This window comes from Gordonia namibiensis NBRC 108229, assembly GCF_000298235.1.
Classification (GTDB): domain Bacteria; phylum Actinomycetota; class Actinomycetes; order Mycobacteriales; family Mycobacteriaceae; genus Gordonia; species Gordonia namibiensis.
In genome coordinates this window covers 74,182-89,316 of record NZ_BAHE01000015.1, presented here as the reverse complement: position 1 = coordinate 89,316, position 15,135 = coordinate 74,182, and the positions used below count along the sequence as shown (strand labels likewise).

15 protein-coding genes, 1 tRNA gene and 1 pseudogene are annotated in these 15,135 nt (G+C 67.8%); 6 read left to right on the top strand and 11 right to left on the bottom strand.

Going from position 1 to position 15,135, the window contains the following annotated elements:
• The first annotated feature begins 4 nt into the window (after window positions 1–4).
• Window positions 5–196: a hypothetical protein gene (locus GONAM_RS09740; RefSeq protein WP_174310891.1), complete on the top strand. Its 192-nt coding sequence runs from the start codon at window positions 5–7 to the stop codon at window positions 194–196.
• Window positions 197–299: 103 nt separating this feature from the next.
• Here GONAM_RS09740 and GONAM_RS09735 read toward each other — a convergent pair.
• Window positions 300–373, bottom strand: a tRNA-Pro gene (locus tag GONAM_RS09735).
• Between the two features lie 200 nt (window positions 374–573).
• On the opposite strand from GONAM_RS09735, the gene GONAM_RS09730 reads away from it, so the two are divergent.
• Window positions 574–999 (top strand): DUF7144 family membrane protein, encoded by a 426-nt coding sequence (locus tag GONAM_RS09730; protein ID WP_006866583.1) that lies wholly within the window; start codon window positions 574–576, stop codon window positions 997–999.
• Between the two features lie 141 nt (window positions 1,000–1,140).
• Complete coding sequence (locus tag GONAM_RS09725) at window positions 1,141–1,755, top strand: lipocalin family protein (RefSeq protein WP_006866582.1); 615 nt, start codon at window positions 1,141–1,143, stop codon at window positions 1,753–1,755.
• A gap of 82 nt (window positions 1,756–1,837) precedes the next feature.
• On the opposite strand, the gene GONAM_RS09720 is transcribed toward GONAM_RS09725, so the two are convergent.
• Window positions 1,838–2,293 (bottom strand): helix-turn-helix domain-containing protein, encoded by a 456-nt coding sequence (locus tag GONAM_RS09720; RefSeq protein WP_006866581.1) that lies wholly within the window; start codon window positions 2,291–2,293, stop codon window positions 1,838–1,840.
• A 195-nt stretch (window positions 2,294–2,488) separates the two neighbouring features.
• On the opposite strand from GONAM_RS09720, the gene GONAM_RS09715 reads away from it, so the two are divergent.
• Window positions 2,489–3,550: an acyl-CoA dehydrogenase family protein gene (locus GONAM_RS09715; protein ID WP_006866580.1), complete on the top strand. Its 1,062-nt coding sequence runs from the start codon at window positions 2,489–2,491 to the stop codon at window positions 3,548–3,550.
• Here GONAM_RS09715 and GONAM_RS09710 read toward each other — a convergent pair.
• The 3 genes from GONAM_RS09710 to GONAM_RS09700 all read right to left on the bottom strand — a co-directional run bounded on the left by GONAM_RS09710 (window position 3,547) and on the right by GONAM_RS09700 (window position 7,898).
• On the bottom strand, window positions 3,547–4,935 hold the full coding sequence (locus GONAM_RS09710) for a dipeptidase (protein WP_006866579.1): 1,389 nt from the start codon (window positions 4,933–4,935) through the stop codon (window positions 3,547–3,549). The genes GONAM_RS09715 and GONAM_RS09710 overlap by 4 nt on opposite strands.
• A 69-nt stretch (window positions 4,936–5,004) precedes the next feature.
• On the bottom strand, window positions 5,005–6,378 hold the full coding sequence (locus GONAM_RS09705) for a DUF2252 domain-containing protein (protein WP_006866578.1): 1,374 nt from the start codon (window positions 6,376–6,378) through the stop codon (window positions 5,005–5,007).
• 65 nt (window positions 6,379–6,443) lie between these two features.
• Window positions 6,444–7,898 carry a hypothetical protein gene (locus GONAM_RS09700; protein ID WP_006866577.1) on the bottom strand — a complete coding sequence of 485 codons (1,455 nt, stop codon included), beginning with the start codon at window positions 7,896–7,898 and terminating at the stop codon, window positions 6,444–6,446.
• A 208-nt stretch (window positions 7,899–8,106) separates the two neighbouring features.
• On the opposite strand from GONAM_RS09700, the gene GONAM_RS09695 reads away from it, so the two are divergent.
• Entirely contained in the window at window positions 8,107–8,634 is a 528-nt protein-coding gene (locus GONAM_RS09695) for a hypothetical protein (RefSeq protein WP_006866576.1), read from the top strand.
• Between the two features lie 107 nt (window positions 8,635–8,741).
• Here the strand turns inward: GONAM_RS09695 and GONAM_RS09690 are convergent, their stop codons facing one another.
• The 6 genes and pseudogenes from GONAM_RS09690 to GONAM_RS09665 form a co-directional block, all read right to left on the bottom strand.
• Window positions 8,742–9,215: a Dps family protein gene (locus GONAM_RS09690; protein WP_040535921.1), complete on the bottom strand. Its 474-nt coding sequence runs from the start codon at window positions 9,213–9,215 to the stop codon at window positions 8,742–8,744.
• Window positions 9,216–9,327: 112 nt separating this feature from the next.
• Window positions 9,328–9,760, bottom strand: a pseudogene (locus tag GONAM_RS09685) (organic hydroperoxide resistance protein).
• A 156-nt stretch (window positions 9,761–9,916) separates the two neighbouring features.
• Window positions 9,917–10,591 (bottom strand): hypothetical protein, encoded by a 675-nt coding sequence (locus GONAM_RS09680; RefSeq protein ID WP_006866573.1) that lies wholly within the window; start codon window positions 10,589–10,591, stop codon window positions 9,917–9,919.
• 83 nt (window positions 10,592–10,674) lie between these two features.
• Complete coding sequence (locus GONAM_RS09675) at window positions 10,675–11,964, bottom strand: lipase family protein (RefSeq protein ID WP_006866572.1); 1,290 nt, start codon at window positions 11,962–11,964, stop codon at window positions 10,675–10,677.
• Between the two features lie 220 nt (window positions 11,965–12,184).
• Entirely contained in the window at window positions 12,185–13,579 is a 1,395-nt protein-coding gene (locus tag GONAM_RS09670; protein ID WP_006866571.1) for a GntP family permease, read from the bottom strand.
• A gap of 2 nt (window positions 13,580–13,581) precedes the next feature.
• Complete coding sequence (locus GONAM_RS09665) at window positions 13,582–14,085, bottom strand: gluconokinase (protein ID WP_006866570.1); 504 nt, start codon at window positions 14,083–14,085, stop codon at window positions 13,582–13,584.
• 125 nt (window positions 14,086–14,210) lie between these two features.
• On the opposite strand from GONAM_RS09665, the gene GONAM_RS09660 reads away from it, so the two are divergent.
• Complete coding sequence (locus tag GONAM_RS09660) at window positions 14,211–14,933, top strand: FadR/GntR family transcriptional regulator (RefSeq protein ID WP_006866568.1); 723 nt, start codon at window positions 14,211–14,213, stop codon at window positions 14,931–14,933.
• Window positions 14,934–15,135 lie beyond the last annotated feature (202 nt).

Below are 15,135 nucleotides of genomic sequence, written 5' to 3'. Positions count from 1 at the left end.
CCGCGTGACCCTCGACGACCTGCGGCGCTGGGAGGACTCCGGGGCCGGCTGGCGGGTCGTCCACCGCGGCGCGGAGAGCGTGACGGTGAGCCTGTTGCGCTGCGACGGCGGTGAAGAGGTCGACCGATTCGTCACCGACGACCCGGCGATCCTCGCCCATATCGCGGGGCGCACGTCCTCCGAACAGGACGCCTGAAAGACCCGGAAACGAGGAAACCCCGGCCGCATCTCTGCGGACCGGGGTCTCACTGCTGTGTCTCAACCAACACATCTTGTTGACCGACCGTGGTCGATCTCTGTCGGGGTGGCGGGATTCGAACCCACGACCTCTTCGTCCCGAACGAAGCGCGCTACCAAGCTGCGCCACACCCCGTGTGTAGCCTGCGATAGCTTATACCGGACCTCCGCCGAGTACTAAATCGCCTGGTCAAAGATGTGCCCGAAGTGAGCGAAACGCTGTGGGATGCGGGTCGGACGTCCCATTCTTGGTTAAGGTCCACCCGCAACAACGCCCCCGCGCCGTCGTTCAGGATCTCTGGGCGTCGGTGTTCACCAACACGAAAGGACGCCATCATGAGCGCCTCCCCCGATCAGCAGGCGAACTCGTCCGCCAAGCAGGGCTTCGCCTTCGGGATCTCGATCGTCGCCGCCGCGCTGCTGTTCGTCGCCGGCCTGGTCTCGGTCTTCCAGGGCATCTCGGCGATTGCCAACGACGAACTGTTCGTCGTCGGCCGCAACTATGTCTTCGAGTTCGACCTCACCGCGTGGGGTTGGATCCACCTGATCCTCGGCATCGCCGGCATCCTCATCGCCGGTGGTCTCGCGGTCGGCGCCGACTGGGCACGCATCGCGGCCATCGTGATCGCCTCGCTGTCGATCATCGCCCAGTTCCTGTGGCTGCCCTACTACCCGGCGTGGGCCATCCTGATCATCGTCCTCGACCTCATCGTCATCTGGGCGGTCTCCACCTGGAACCCGAACAACGCCTACAACCTGTAATCTCCCCGCTCCACCAGCGTCGATGCCGGCCGACGAGGCCTGCAGGGTGCCCACGACCCATCCGTGACCCGCCGTGGTCCGAACCCTTCTCGACAGCCCATTGGGGCTCGACGGAGATGATCGGGCCACGAAAGGAAAACCATGCGCGTCACACGCACCCTCGCAGCCCTCGTGGCCGGCATCGTCGTCGGACTCGGTTTCGTCATCGGAACCGGTTCGGCGCAGGCCGCGCCGCTCGCCCCGGTGGAGAAGGTCGACGTCGACCGCTACCTCGGCAAATGGTGGCAGCTCGCCACCGTGCCGTCGTTCTGGGGAGTGACCTGCGCCAAGGACACCAGCGCCTTCTACACCCGGATCGACGAGAAGACCATCGGCGTCGACAACCAGTGCACCGGACCCACCGGCATGAAGGGCGGCGTGCTCGGCCGCGCCACCGTCGTCGACGCGAAGTCGAACGCCCAGCTCAGTGTGCGGTTCCCGCAGACACCGGCGAGCATCAACCCCAACGGGGCACCGAACTACATCATCGCCCACATCGAGGACGGCGAGAACCCGGACGGCCCCTACAAGTACTCGATCGTCGGCGATCCGAGTCGCGCATCGGGATTTCTGCTCTCCCGCGACAAGGTGGTCTCCGACGCCGAGTTGCGTCGCCTGACCAAGGAGATCGAGAAGGTCGGTTTCAACCCGTGCACGTTCCTCGTCTCACCGACGACCGGTGGACGCAGCGATTACTCGCCGCTGTGCACCCTGTGACGGTCCGACCTGCGGCCGCCATGCGGCACTGAACGAACAAGAATTTCGGCGCAAGCACTCAAAGTGCTTGCGCCGAAATGGTTCAACTGGCCTCTGCGTCGGCCGCCATTGCGGCCCGCCGGAATTCGTCGGGGGTGAGCCCGTACTTGGCGCGGAAGCGGTTGCGCATCGTCGCCGTGGAGGCGAAGCCCGAAGCATGGGCCACCGCTTCGAGTTTCAGGTTTCCCGGCCCCGTCAACAGGCGTCGGGCCCACTCGAGACGGCGGTCGGCGATCATCTCGGCCAGCGACGTCGGACTACCGGCGAGAACACGGTAGAGGTGCCGGCGACTCACGTGAAGGTGCCGTGCCACGACCTCGACACTGAAATCGGGGTCGCGGAAATTACGCTCGATGAGGTCGGTGACCGCGGCGCGTAGATACCGCTCACTGGTACGCAAGTCGGACACTCCGCCACGAGAAACCTGTTCGCTGTGCGAAACACGTTCCGGCGCAATGCTCATCACTTGCCCGTCACCACCATTGGGACCTGCGCCCACCTGATTCCTTTCACGAGAGTCTCCTCCGACCCACATCAGAGGTTACCGACGGGTCGGCCCCCGGTCTTGGGCCTTTGGTCCCAAATCGATGGGTCTTCGTCACGGGATTGTGCTGCGGGACGCGGACTTTCCCTATCCACTTCGCTCAGGGAGTGGGTCATACGTCCACGTCTGCTGCGACGTAGGGTGGACCCCGTGAGCAACCAGGACCCGGCCGCGCGCCGGAGCACCCTGCGCACAGAGGCCCTTCGGGTCGCCGACGACGTCCTGTTCCCCACTGCCGCCGGGGTCGACCGGACGGGCGTCGTACCCCCATCTCATTGGCGGGCACTCGCCGACGCCGGCCTCTACGGGATCGCCGCACCGGTCGAGGCCGGCGGACCTGGGCTCGAGTTCGGCGAGGTCACCGAGATCTTGGAGGTTCTGGTCAGCGGTTGCCTGTCGACCGCGTTCACCTGGCTCCAGCACCACGGTGTCGTCATCTCCCTGTCCCGAACGCCGAACAGATCGTTACGCGACGAGCTGCTCGAGCCGACCGTCACCGGCCGGCTACGTGCGGGGGTCGCCTACGCCGGAGTCGTCCCGACCCCGCCCCGGATGACCGCCACCCGCACCGACGACGGCTGGGTCTTCACCGGGCATGCGCCATTCGTCAGCGGCTGGGGAACCGTCGACCTCCTGCAGATCTCCGCCCGCGATACAGAGACCGACGACGTCATCGCCGCGATCCTCCCCACCGCCGAGCTGCCCACTGCCGTTCGGGCATCCCCGGTCGAGCTGACCGCCGCGGCGGCGACGTCGACCGTGTCACTGCAGGTCGACGGCCTCCCGGTTCCCGACGCCCGGGTCGTCAGTCGCGTCTCGATCGACGAGTTCTTCGCGAACCAGAACGTGGGCGTCCGCCTCAACGGCACGCTGCCGTTCGGACTCGTCCGGCGCTGCACGGCACTCCTCGACGTCGCGGGACGGGCGCCCGCCGCACGACGTCTCCGTGAGCGCGCCGACGAGGCCCGGATGGCCCTCGACTCGGCGATGGACGACGCCACGGCGTTGTTGGCCGCTCGCGCCGACGCCGCACGACTCGCTCTCGAGGCGGTCGCCGCCCTCGTCGCAGCACGCGGCGGCGAGGCACTGCTGCACGGCAGCGACGCGGAGCGACTGTTTCGGGAGGCCTCGTTCATCCTCGTCGCGGCGAGTCGGCCCGAGCTGAAGGACCTCCTCGTACGACGGTTCGCGGGCGAACCCGACTCTCGCTAGACCTCTCCAGTGGTGGCGGCCGACTTCGGCGCCTCCGCCGCGCGGGACGCGTAATCACGCAGGAAGAGAGCCTCGGCGAGCGCGATCCGCTCGATCTCCGTCGGGTCGACGCTCTCGTTCGGCGCATGGATCAGACACTGCGGTTCCTCGACACCGAACAGCATGATCTCGGCGTCCGGGAAGGTGCTCTGCAGGACGTTGCAGAGCGGGATCGACCCGCCCTGCCCCTGGATCAGCACCTCGCTGCCGTAGGCGGTCGCCAGCGCGTCGGTGAGCGCCTCGTAGGCCGGCCCGGCGGTGGAGCCGACGAACGGCGAACCCACCGCCTCGCGTTCGAAGGACACCCGCGCATTCCACGGGGTGACCGCGGTGAGATGTTCGATGAGCGCGTCCTGAGCGTAGGTCGGGTCCATTCCCGGTGGCACCCGCAGATTGATGCGCGCCCGGGCCCGCGGCTGGACGGCTGCGGAGGACCCGACCACCGGCGGGCAGTCGATGCCGAGCACCGTCGCCGCGGGCCGCGCCCACACCATGTCTGACACCGACCCGGACCCCACGAGTTCGACGCCGTCGAGAACCGTTGCATCCGAACGGAACTGTTCGGGCGGATAGGACACGCCGGGCCACTCGGCGTCGGCGTCGAGACCGGTGATGGTGGTGTTGCCGTGTTCGTCACGCAGCGTGGCCAACATCGCGATGAGGGCGGCGAGCGCGTCGGGCGCAGCTCCGCCGAACATTCCGGAATGCATTGCCGATTCCAGGGTCTCGACCGAGACGTCGATGTTGGCGATGCCACGCAGCGTCGTGGTGAGGCTCGGTTTGCCGACGGCGAAGTTACCGGAGTCGGCGATCAGGATGGCGTCGGCGCGCAGGAGGTCGGGGTTCTCGACCGCGAAGTGCTCGAGTCCACCGGTCCCCTGCTCCTCCGAGCCCTCGCCGATGATCTTCACGGTGACGCCGAGGTCGCCGGCGAGCGCACGCAGCGCGGTGAGATGAACGGCGATGTTGCCCTTACAGTCCGCGGCTCCGCGGCCGTACCAGCGGCCGTCGCGCTCGGTCAGCTCCCAGACCGGGGAATCCCATTCGTCATCGCCCAGCGGCGGCTGCACGTCGTGGTGGAAATACAACAGGACCGTCGGCGCGCCTTCCGGACCGGGGATCTGCCCGGTGACGGCCTTGGAACCGTCACTGGTCACGTGCGCGGCGACATCGTCGACGCCCAGCTCCCGGAATGTCGTGAGCAGCCAGTCGACCATGCCGTCGCATTCCTCCGGCGGGAACTGCTGCGGGTCGTGGACCGACCGGAACCGAACCATCTCCGCCAGATCCGATTTCGCGCGAGGCATCAACTCCCGCACCCGATCCCGCAATGTCGCATCGTCCATGCACACGTCTCCCTGTCGGCTTCGACTGTCGGTTCGCCCTGCGGCCTGTGTACCACAGCCGGGGCCGGGTCAACCCTTTCCCTTCGCCTTCTCATCCTCTGCGGCGAGGTCGTACACACTCAGCTCACCACGGTTGATCGCCGCCGTCATCTGGACATGGTCGCCGTCGTTGAGATCGGCGTAGTTGATCGAGAAGTCCGCCATCGCGTCGGCGAAACCCGTTGTCTCGGACAGATATCGCGCGATGTCGAACCGTGTCGACGTGCGGGCGTGGGCCTGGCCGAGAGCCATCCCACACAGGCGCGCATAGAGTTTCATCCCCTCGGGTTCGAGCGCCTCGACGACGACCGACCCCTTGCCGTCGCGGAGCTGACGCACGTAGAAGTCACGGCGATCCCCGTTCTCGTCGAGTCCCGTCGACCAGCCGAGGAAGAGGTCGCTGGCCGCCTGCAACAGCCGCTGCCCCTCGACGACGCGTTGTCCCTGGTTGTCGAAACCCGACGACGGCACATGGTCGGCCAGGACCGACCGCTGCGCTTCCTTGACCTGGAGGAAGAGCGGGTCCTCCAGGCTTCTGCCCATCATCAGCACGATCCACGCGCGGGTCCCGACACTGCCCACACCGACGACCTTGAACGCGATGTCGACGAGGGAGAACTGCGCGAGCAGGGTCTGCACGTGCAACGGCAGTGTCGCCCGGTAACTGTCGACCCGCTCCCGGACCCGCTCCTCGACCACGGCGGCGTCCTCGTCGGTGAAGCGTTCGGTCAGCGGGACCAGCAGCGGAGGGTCACTGCGGATGCGCGCGTTGCCCTCCGGGTCGATCTCGCAGAGTTTGGCCAGAGCCTGCGCGCTGTTCCGGTGCCGGGCCTTGCGCAACGCCTTCTGCGTCCGTGCGGTCATCGAGGTGTCCAGGCGATCGCCCAGATCCGCGAGCATGGACTCGACATCGATTCCGGCGTACCAGCACTCGAGCGTCGTCATCGAGACACTGCGTCTGATGGTCCGGCGGTAGGCCTTCGCCACCGTCTTGGCGATCTTGCGGTTGGTCTTGTCGTCGAACCCGTTGTTGCGACCCGCGATCGCGAAACTCGCGGCCAGTCGTTTCACGTCCCATTCGAAGGGCCCGATGTGGGTCTCGTCGAAGTCGTTGAGGTCGAACACCATTCGACGCTCCGGGCTGAAGAACAGGCCGAGGTTGCTGAGGTGGGCGTCCCCGCACAGCTGGGTGATGATGCCGGTGTCGGGGGTCCGGGACAGATCATCGGCCATGACCGCGGCGGCGCCGCGATAGAAGGTGAACGGTGTTTCCGCCATCCGCGCATGCCGGACGGGGATGAGTTCGGGCACGCGGTTGCGCGCCTGCGCGGCGAGTAACGCCAACGGGTCGGCACGTTCGCCGCGTGTCGGACAGGCGGCCAGATCGGCGGGCGTGGTGGGCACCGGGACTCCTCCCTGTGGAGCGTGGCCCGGGCACCCGTCGGAGCCCGGAGGTGGGCCTCCCGGCGCTACTGGTACGAGACGAACCAGGGTGTCGGCGCGACCGCCATGGTCGTCGCCGGCGAGAACGTCGGCTTGTCCTCCGTGTAGAAATTCTTCCAGCCCATCCACACTCCCGCGGGCAGATCGTCGAGCAATCTGCGCCAGGTCTCCATCTTGACCGGCGGTGTCCCGTGCCCGTCGGCGTGCAGGACCACCTGTAGTTCGGGTCGATCGGTTCTGACGTTCTTCCGCTGGGCGAGCATGCCGGCGTCGAACTGGTGGAGAACGAACAACTTCTGCGGCAGTCCCCGATCACGCACGAGCCCCGCGAGCCATTCCGACGTGCGGTTCACCTCGTCGGCCTCGACGGACCCGATCTGCGTGAGGTGCACCTGGTCCGGCTTGAGACGCCACTCCGGGTCGAGCGCCAGCCCGACGTGTGGGAGCGCGAGAAGGTCCGCATACCGCCGGGCCTGCTCGAGGAAGTCCATGCGTCCGGGCTGGAGGTCGAGGGTCACGTAGACCCCGGCGCGTCCGGCCGCCTCGACCCACGGCCGCAACACGGCCGGGTCGAGCATGTTCGTGTACCGGGAACCCTCGCCCGGTTCCGACGACGCGACGGTCGCGATGATCTCGAAAGCCGGGATCACCGGCTCGGCGCTGACCCGCTGATAGTCGGCCGCCAAGCGTCGGACGCGGTCGATAGACGCCTCGATGCCCTGCCGGCCGAGCGGACCCAGCGCCGGCGCGTCGGGCGAACCGTAGAGCGCGACCATCCGGCGGCCCGGGAACACGATCTGTCCGCCGCCGGGGAGCTCGGGCGTCCGACGCGCCTGATCGACACGTGTCGCGAACACCGCGTCGTCGCCGAAGCCGGAACCGACCGCGCGGATCGCGGTCGTCGGTGACGCGCCACTCACGGCCGCGACCGCGTCGCCATCGGCCCTGGGGTCCGGGACGGGTACCTCGACGACGCGCCCCGCGGAACGGGCGGTCAGCGTCGCGTCCATCGGGGTACCGCGGGCGACCATCACGATCGGCTCGTCCGTGCTCGGGCGCGGGTTGCCGCGCAGGTCCTCGAGGCTGATCGTGGACCGGCGGTCGTCGAACCCGTCGATTTCGCCGACGCGCACCACCCGCTGCACTCCGAGGCGCCGCAACTCCTCGTCGACGCTGTGCGCGGTGTCCGGGCGCACGGTGAGCACGGGGACGTGGTTCTCGCCGGCGGCCGCCGCGACACGCTGCCGGGTCCCCGGTTCGTCGAGCGCACCCGGCCCGAGGAGGATCGCCTCGTCGGATCGGGAGTAGAACTCGCGGCTGACCAGGATCGAATCCGGTTCCGCGCCGGCCAGAACGGCGGCACCCGGCCGTGGGTCGGCGAGTGCCACGACCCCGTCGGTGTCCGCCTGCCCCGCCGATGCGCTGATGAAGAGCCCGACCATCACGCAGACGATCGACGCCCCGATCATCCGGATCGTCACCAGTGCATTCCTCCCGTCTCGGCTCCGCACGACCAGGGGTCGCCACGGGTCTCGGCCGGCGTTGGCGCAGACGGTCGCCCAACGTATCAGCGGTCGCCCGTCCCCACGACCCCGGTCGCGCAACGACACCCGGCCTGCGCCGTCGTGACCCGCACCGACAGACGCCCTTGTGACCTGGTTCACGAGCGGTGTCGCACCGCGTTGTAGCGTGTGTGCCGTGGACTATTGGGGTGTGATGGTCGGGTTGGGACTTCTCGCGTCGGCGTTCGGTGCGGCTGCATTTGTGCGCTACCGCGAACGGGAGTCCGCAACCCTGCAACGACAGACAGCACTGGCGCGCGAACTGCGCGATCTGGCAGGCGATGACGAGGTCCGGCTCGCAGCGGTGGACGAGTTCTCGCTCACCATCTATCAGCGTCTCTTCTACGCATCGGTGGTGGCGCCGTGGATTCGCTCCGCGGCCTGGGCCCTGCTGGGTGCGGTCCTGGCCGCTGCCGGGGCAATCGCTGTCGGGCCGCTCGACGGCGTGTACGCCACCGTCGTGCACATCGTCACGATCGCGGCCTCGGCGATCTTCCTCCTGGCCGCGCTCGTCTTCGCCGGCATCGCGCTGTACCACTCGGCGTCGACCCCGCGTGTTTCCTTCCGCGATTCCTACGCCGACGACGATCCGGGCACGATCACGACCGACGCCGATGTGGCCGACAAGAAGGTCGGCGAGCCCGCCGTCGACTGACGCCGGCGTCGAACACGGAGACATACCTTCGAATACAACGAACCCCGCCGGTTGTGACCGACGGGGTTCGTTGCTGTGAGAGGCCCCGATAGGGCTCATCCGGTTGGTCAGGCGGACTGCGCCTGCCACATCCAATGCAGCTGTTCCAGCTTCGAGGCGAATGAGATGAGCAGGTCCTGCGTCACCGGATCGGCTTCCTCGGTGACCGCGATGCGCTCGCGGAGACCGTCGATGACTGCCTTGAGGTTCTCCACGATGGCGTCGACGACCTCGGTGTCCTTGGTCCAGCCTTCGCCGAAGCCCTTGGTGTTCGCGGTCTTGGCCACGGTCTCGGCACGGCCGTCCGGGCTGACGCCGATGGCGGTCGCGCGCTCGGCGGCGGCGTCGGTGAACTCACGCGCCACGGTGACGAGCTCGTCGAGGTCGAGATGCACCGAGCGGAACTGCTTGCCCACGACGTTCCAGTGGGCCTGCTTGGCGATAAGGGTCAGGTCGAGCATGTCGACGAGGGTGTCCTGCAGGGCCTTGCCGGCCACGGACTGCTGCTCGTCGGTGAGAGTGCTGGTGATGGGGGTGGTCATGATCAAGAATGTCCTTCCTTGTCATATCTGGGCGGGTACTACCGGAGCGCCGACTCGGGGCTGAGATCAGCGCCCCGTCGGGTGAGAGAACGACTGGTCCGGGTGGCCGGTGTCAGACGGTGACGGTGACCTTCTGCTCGATGTTGCCGCGGGTGGCCTTGGAGTAGGGGCAGAACTCGTGCGCCTTGTTCGCCAGCTCCTGGGCCTTCGTCTCGTCGACGCCGGGGATGGAGACGTCGATCGCCACGGTCAAATCCGAAGCCGCCGTCGGCGGGGTCCTTGCCGATGCCGACGGTCACGTTCACAGTCGAGTCGTCGGGCACCGGGCTACCGGCTGCCTTCGACGTGGCTCGGAGAGCCCCGAGGAAGCACGCCGCGTAGCCGGCCGAGAAGAGTTCCTCGGGGTTGGAGCCGTCGCCGCTGCCGCCCATCTCCTTCGGCGGTCGGAGGTCGAGGTCGATCTGGCCCGAGGCCGAGACCACCTCACCGTCGCGTCCGCCGCCGGATGCCTTGGACGAAATGGTGTAGACGGGTTCGATTGCCATCGGGGGTCCTCCTGGGTTCAGGTGGTGGATGTTCGGCTCTGTGGAACCAACGTTCTGTCCAACCGACCTGTACCCGGATTCATTCCGATCAAACCGCCTGGTGGCGGGGGTTACAAACGTGCCGCCGAGTGTCAGCGCCGATACGACACTCTCGTGTCAGCGGCCGCGCATCATGCGAGTCGGCTTCATCCGAGTCGATTCCGGCAGCCAGGTGTTGACGGACCGACGCGCGGTGAGAAGTGCCGCGATCACGAGCAACGCGAACTGCACCCAGCTGAGAACGACCATCGTCGACGAGATGTCGGGATAGCGGAAGAGGAGGTCGACGCCGACCGGGATGCAAAGGAGATGGACCACCACGGCGGCGAGGAAGAAGTTACGACAGTGTCGGCTGTGGTGGGTCACCGCGGCCACCAGCAGCAGGTACTCGATCACCAGGACGACGACGATCATGACCAGCATGAACGGAGGGAAGAACCCGGCCAGCGTCTCGACCTGGTCCTCCGGTGCGGAGTTGGCCGGGTCGGTCACGACTCCCTCGAGGAGGCGCTGCCGCAGGTCGTCGGTGATGGTGCCGAGGTTGAAGAAGCCGTAGACCGCCAGGATCAGCCCGATGACCGCCGCACCCCACCAGACGACGCGGGCGTGGAGTGCCAGGGCCGCCGGCGGGCTGCCCGGGTCGGACGGTCGCGGCGGGTAGAGCGCCGCCTGGTCGCGGTCACGCGACGAGCGTTCCAGCGCGGCGAGGTCCTCGGCGTCGAGCTCGGCCTGGGTCGGGATGCGTTCGGGGTCTCGATCGTGGGGGTCCCCCGGCCCGTGCGGATCGTTCATTCCTCGATCCTGCCATCCGGACCTCGGGAACGGACAGGGCCCGCCGGAGCTCTGCCGACGGACCCTGTCCTTGTTCTGTTCGACTACTTCCGGAACTCGCCGAGGACGAACTCCATGCCGGGCAGGAACGTGCCGAGCATCGGGACCACGTGGTTGACGATCGACTTGGTCAGGATCGGCGGCGTGGGGTCCGTGACGAACCGGACGTCGGCCCCCTGTGCCCGCCAGTCCGCGGCGAGCTGGGCGACCTGACCGTGCGGGATCACGTCGTCGTTGAGGCCACCTTCGAGGAAGACCGGCGCGTTCGGCTTCAGGCGACCGATGCGCTGTTCGCCGACGATCTTCTGCACCTCCGGCGACCGTGCGATCACCGAGGAGAGCGTCTCGCCGGTGCGGGTCCAGTTCTTGGTCTGCTGGAAACCGAAGGCGGGGATGATGTCGCCGATGCAGCTCGTCGAGATCTGTTTCAGCGCAGCCTTTCCGGAGGCGTTGGTCTCCCGTTGCACGACGTCGGCGACCACCGGGTACCGCTGGGTAAGGCCGTTGACGGCGAAGCCGATGGCGCCGGCGATCGTGCTCCCGTCGATGGCCGGGATGACCTTCTCCAGGTCGGCGGGCGGCGCACCGGCGTAACTGGCACGGACGTTCAGTTCCGGTGCGTAGGTCGCGGCGAGTTCGGCCGCGGAGGCGGCGGCGCCACCGCCCTGCGAGTAGCCGATGAAGCCGACCGGCGCGTCGGACGGGGCGCCGGATGCGCGCAACGCGGCCCGGGCCCCGTCGAGCATGGCGTGGCCGGTCTCCGAACGGTTGACGTAGGTGTGGATGCCCGGGGTGCCCATGCCGATGTAGTCGGTGACGAAGACCCGCACGCCGTTGAGCAGCATGTAGTACATCTCCGGCGCGGTGTAGTTGACACCGATGCTGGGTTTGGTGATGTCGATCGACATCGGCAGGCTCATCAGCTTCGACGCCGCGCACTGGTCACCCTGGCCGATCGTTCCCGGACCGACGACGACGGTCGGGCGCGGCCCCTTCCCGGTCCACGGCGCGGTCGGCTCGACGACGGTCCCGGTGACCGCGGCAGGCTTCCCGTCCTGGTAGGTCGAGGTGTACATGACCTTGCGGGCCGTACCCGGCCACTGATTCGGCGCACCCGGGATCTGCAGGAGCAGCGGGATCTGTTGGCTCCGGATCACCGAGCCGGGATCGGTCGCGAAGGATGCCGGCGGGGTGTAGAAATCGGACGCACTCGCGTCCGGCGCCGGACTGATCACGGCAGCCGCACAGGCCGCTGCCACCGCACCCGCAATCGTGGTCTTTCGCAGGCGTGACCTGCGGCGCGACCCAACGCTCGTTCCCGACTTCAGCTTCATGGGCGAGTAACCTACCCCACAGTAAGTTGAGTCGGGTGACTGGGTCCTCATCCGCGTTGTGGCCACCCGCGCCGCGACCGAAAACCGCCCCCGGGATCCGCCCTCCGCAGCGGGCTCGACGACACCATGTCGCCGGCTCTGCTGGTGAGGGTCGATCTCAGGGGCGGTTCCGAGGGGCGCTTTTCAGCGGGCGCCCGTCAGGGCGGCGCGGTCAGCCCGGTCAGATCACCAGTCCGAGGGCCAGCACGACGACCAGACCGCTCACCGACAGCAGGGTCTCCATCATCGACCAGGTCTTGAAGGTCTGGCCGACGGTCATGCCGAAGTACTCCTTGACCAGCCAGAAGCCGGCGTCGTTCACGTGCGACAGGAAGACCGAGCCGGCACCGATCGCGAGGACGACCAGAGAGACCTCCCCCGAGCTCAGTCCGTCGACAAGTCCGAGCATCAACGACGACGCGGTGATGGTCGCGACGGTCGCCGAGCCGGTGGCCAGGCGGATCAGCGCGGCGAGCACCCAGGCGAGGACCAGAACCGGGACGTTTGCGCCCGTGGCCCAGTCGGCCAGGAGCGTGCCGATGCCCGTGTCGACGAGAACCTGCTTGAATCCGCCACCAGCGGAGACGATCAGCAGGATGCCGGCGATGGCGGGCAGCGCCGCACCGGTGCACTTCGAGATGGTCTCGCGATCCATCCCCGAGCCGCGGCCCAGGGTGAACATGGCGACGACGACGGCTATCAGCAGGGCGATCAGGGGTGTACCGAGGATGTCGAGGATGCGTCGCAGGAGCTGATCCTTGTCGTCGATGAAGATCTCGGCGAGCGCCTTGCCCAGCATCAGGACGACCGGCAGCAGGACGCTGAACATGGTGATGCCGAAGGACGGCCGCTTGGTGGTCGGGCCGTCGTCGGGATCGACGTCGAAAGTTGTCGGCGCATCGACCGTCACCCACTTGCCGGCGAGCGTGCCGAACAGCGGACCCGAGACGATGATCGTCGGGATGGCCACGGCCACACCGAGTGCGAGGGTCAGGCCGAGATCGGCACCGAGGGCGTCGATGGCCACGAGCGGGCCGGGGTGCGGGGGCACGAAGCCGTGCATGGCCGAGAGACCGGCGAGCGCAGGAATGCCGATCGGGATCAGGCCCAGGCCCGAGCGTCGGGCAACCAGATAGATCACCGGCATCAGAAGGACGAGGCCGATCTCGAAGAACATCGGCAGTCCGATGATCGCGCCGACGAGCGCCATCGCCCACGGCAGCATGCGCGGGGAGGCATGCCCGACGATCGTGTCCACGATCTCGTCGGCGCCTCCGGAGTCGGCGAGCAGCTTCGCGAACATCGCCCCGAGCGCGATCAGGATGCCCACACCGGCTGCGGTGGAACCGAATCCGGTGGTGAAGGACTCCAGGACCGTCGGGATCGACTCACCCGCGACGATGCCGACCGTGGCACCGCCGCCGACCAGCGCGAGGAACGGATGGACCTTGGCGACGGTGATCGCCACGACGATGACCGCGATACCGGCCAGAGCCGCGACGACGAGCTGCCAACCCGGCGCGACCGGCTCGGGCAGATCCGCACTCGCGGCGAGGATCGTGGTGGTCGACAACATGTTCAGTTCTCCTCGCCGTTGGGGAGCGACGCGACCAGCTCGTCGACGATGGCGTCCACGCTCTGGTCCACGTCGACGGTCAGGCCGCGCTCATCGGATGTCAGGGGTTCGAGGGTCTCGAATTGGGATCGCAGCAACGCTGTCGGCATGAAGTGCCCCGGCCGCGATGCCTGGCGGCGGGCGATGACCTCGACCGAGCCGGCGAGGTGCGCGAACAGCACCGACGGCTCGTGCCCCCGGAGACGGTCGCGGTACTCGTGCTTGAGCGCGGAACAGCTCATCACCCCACCGTCACCGTGTTCGGCCAGCCAGACCCCGATGGATTCCAGCCACGGACGACGGTCGTCGTCGTCGAGCGGCTGACCGGCCGACATCTTGGCGATGTTCTCCGCCGAGTGGAAGTCGTCGGCGTCCGCGAACGGAACGCGTAGACGCTGCGCCAACGCGGCCCCCACGGTCGACTTCCCCGACCCGGACACACCCATAACGACCACCGGTGATCGCATGCCAACTCCTCCACATCGCTGTGCTGCTGATCACGGAGACTGCCTCAATAGTCATACTTATGCAAGTCCCTCGCGCGTTAAGTACGCACATTTGCGCCAGAGGCCGTTAATGAGAAGATGAAATCGTGAGTCGGAGCACAGGTGGGACCACAGAGCGCCACGATGAGACCCTCGCTGCCATCGGCCGGCGCATCGTCTCGGGGGCACAGCCGGCGGGCAGCGTCCTGACGCTCGACGCCATCTGCACCGAGCACGGGGTGTCTCGGACCGTGGCGCGCGAGGTGATCAAAGTCCTCGAATCGATGGGACTCGTCGAGTCACGACGCCGGGTCGGCATCACCATCCAGCCGCGGACCCGGTGGAGCGTGTTCGACCCCCGACTCATCCGGTGGCGTCTCGACGGCGCGGACCGTGCGGAGTTCCTCGCAACTCTGTCGGAACTTCGACGCGGCTTCGAGCCCGTGGCGGCCGCGCTCGCGGCCGAACGTGCGAACGAGCACCACTGCCGCATCCTCGCGGCCGCGGTGTCGGACATGTCGGTTCACGGCCGGACCGGCGACCTGCAGTCATATCTGCTGGCGGACAAGGTCTTCCACCGCACCTTGCTCGAGGCGAGCGGCAACGAGATGTTCCGGTCGCTGGCCGACGTCGTCGGCGAGGTCCTGGCCGGCCGAACCCATCACGGGATGATGCCGCCGACCCCGAACCCGGCAGCCATCGCCCTTCACGACGACGTGGCGAGAGCAATACGCCTCCGCGACCCGAAGGCCGCGGAGGCGTCGATGCGAGAGATCATCACCGAGGCGGCGGCTGCCGTCTCGGATGCCCCTCCGCTACCTGAGGTGTGAGAGGAGCAGCCCCCCGCTGCCTGAAGTGCGAGCGGACCAGCCCCCCGCTGCCTGAAGTGCGAGCGGACCAGCCCCCCGCTGCCTGAGGTGCGAGCGGACCAGCCCCCCGCTGCCTGAGGTGCCAGCGGACCAGCCCCCCGCTGCCTGAAGTGCGAGCGGACCAGCCCCCCGCTGCCTGAGGTGCGAGCGGAGCGAGCCACGA

Excerpts from the sequence above, each read along its gene's own strand:
- GONAM_RS09730 (WP_006866583.1), top strand. The coding sequence starts at position 574 with ATGAGCGCCTCCCCCGATCAGCAGGCGAACTCGTCCGCCAAGCAGGGC.
- GONAM_RS09725 (WP_006866582.1), top strand. The coding sequence starts at position 1,141 with ATGCGCGTCACACGCACCCTCGCAGCCCTCGTGGCCGGCATCGTCGTC.
- GONAM_RS09710 (WP_006866579.1), bottom strand. The coding sequence starts at position 4,935 with ATGGACGATGCGACATTGCGGGATCGGGTGCGGGAGTTGATGCCTCGC.
- GONAM_RS09690 (WP_040535921.1), bottom strand. The coding sequence starts at position 9,215 with ATGACCACCCCCATCACCAGCACTCTCACCGACGAGCAGCAGTCCGTG.
- GONAM_RS09680 (WP_006866573.1), bottom strand. The coding sequence starts at position 10,591 with ATGAACGATCCGCACGGGCCGGGGGACCCCCACGATCGAGACCCCGAA.
- GONAM_RS09675 (WP_006866572.1), bottom strand. The coding sequence starts at position 11,964 with ATGAAGCTGAAGTCGGGAACGAGCGTTGGGTCGCGCCGCAGGTCACGC.
- GONAM_RS09670 (WP_006866571.1), bottom strand. The coding sequence starts at position 13,579 with ATGTTGTCGACCACCACGATCCTCGCCGCGAGTGCGGATCTGCCCGAG.
- GONAM_RS09665 (WP_006866570.1), bottom strand. The coding sequence starts at position 14,085 with ATGCGATCACCGGTGGTCGTTATGGGTGTGTCCGGGTCGGGGAAGTCG.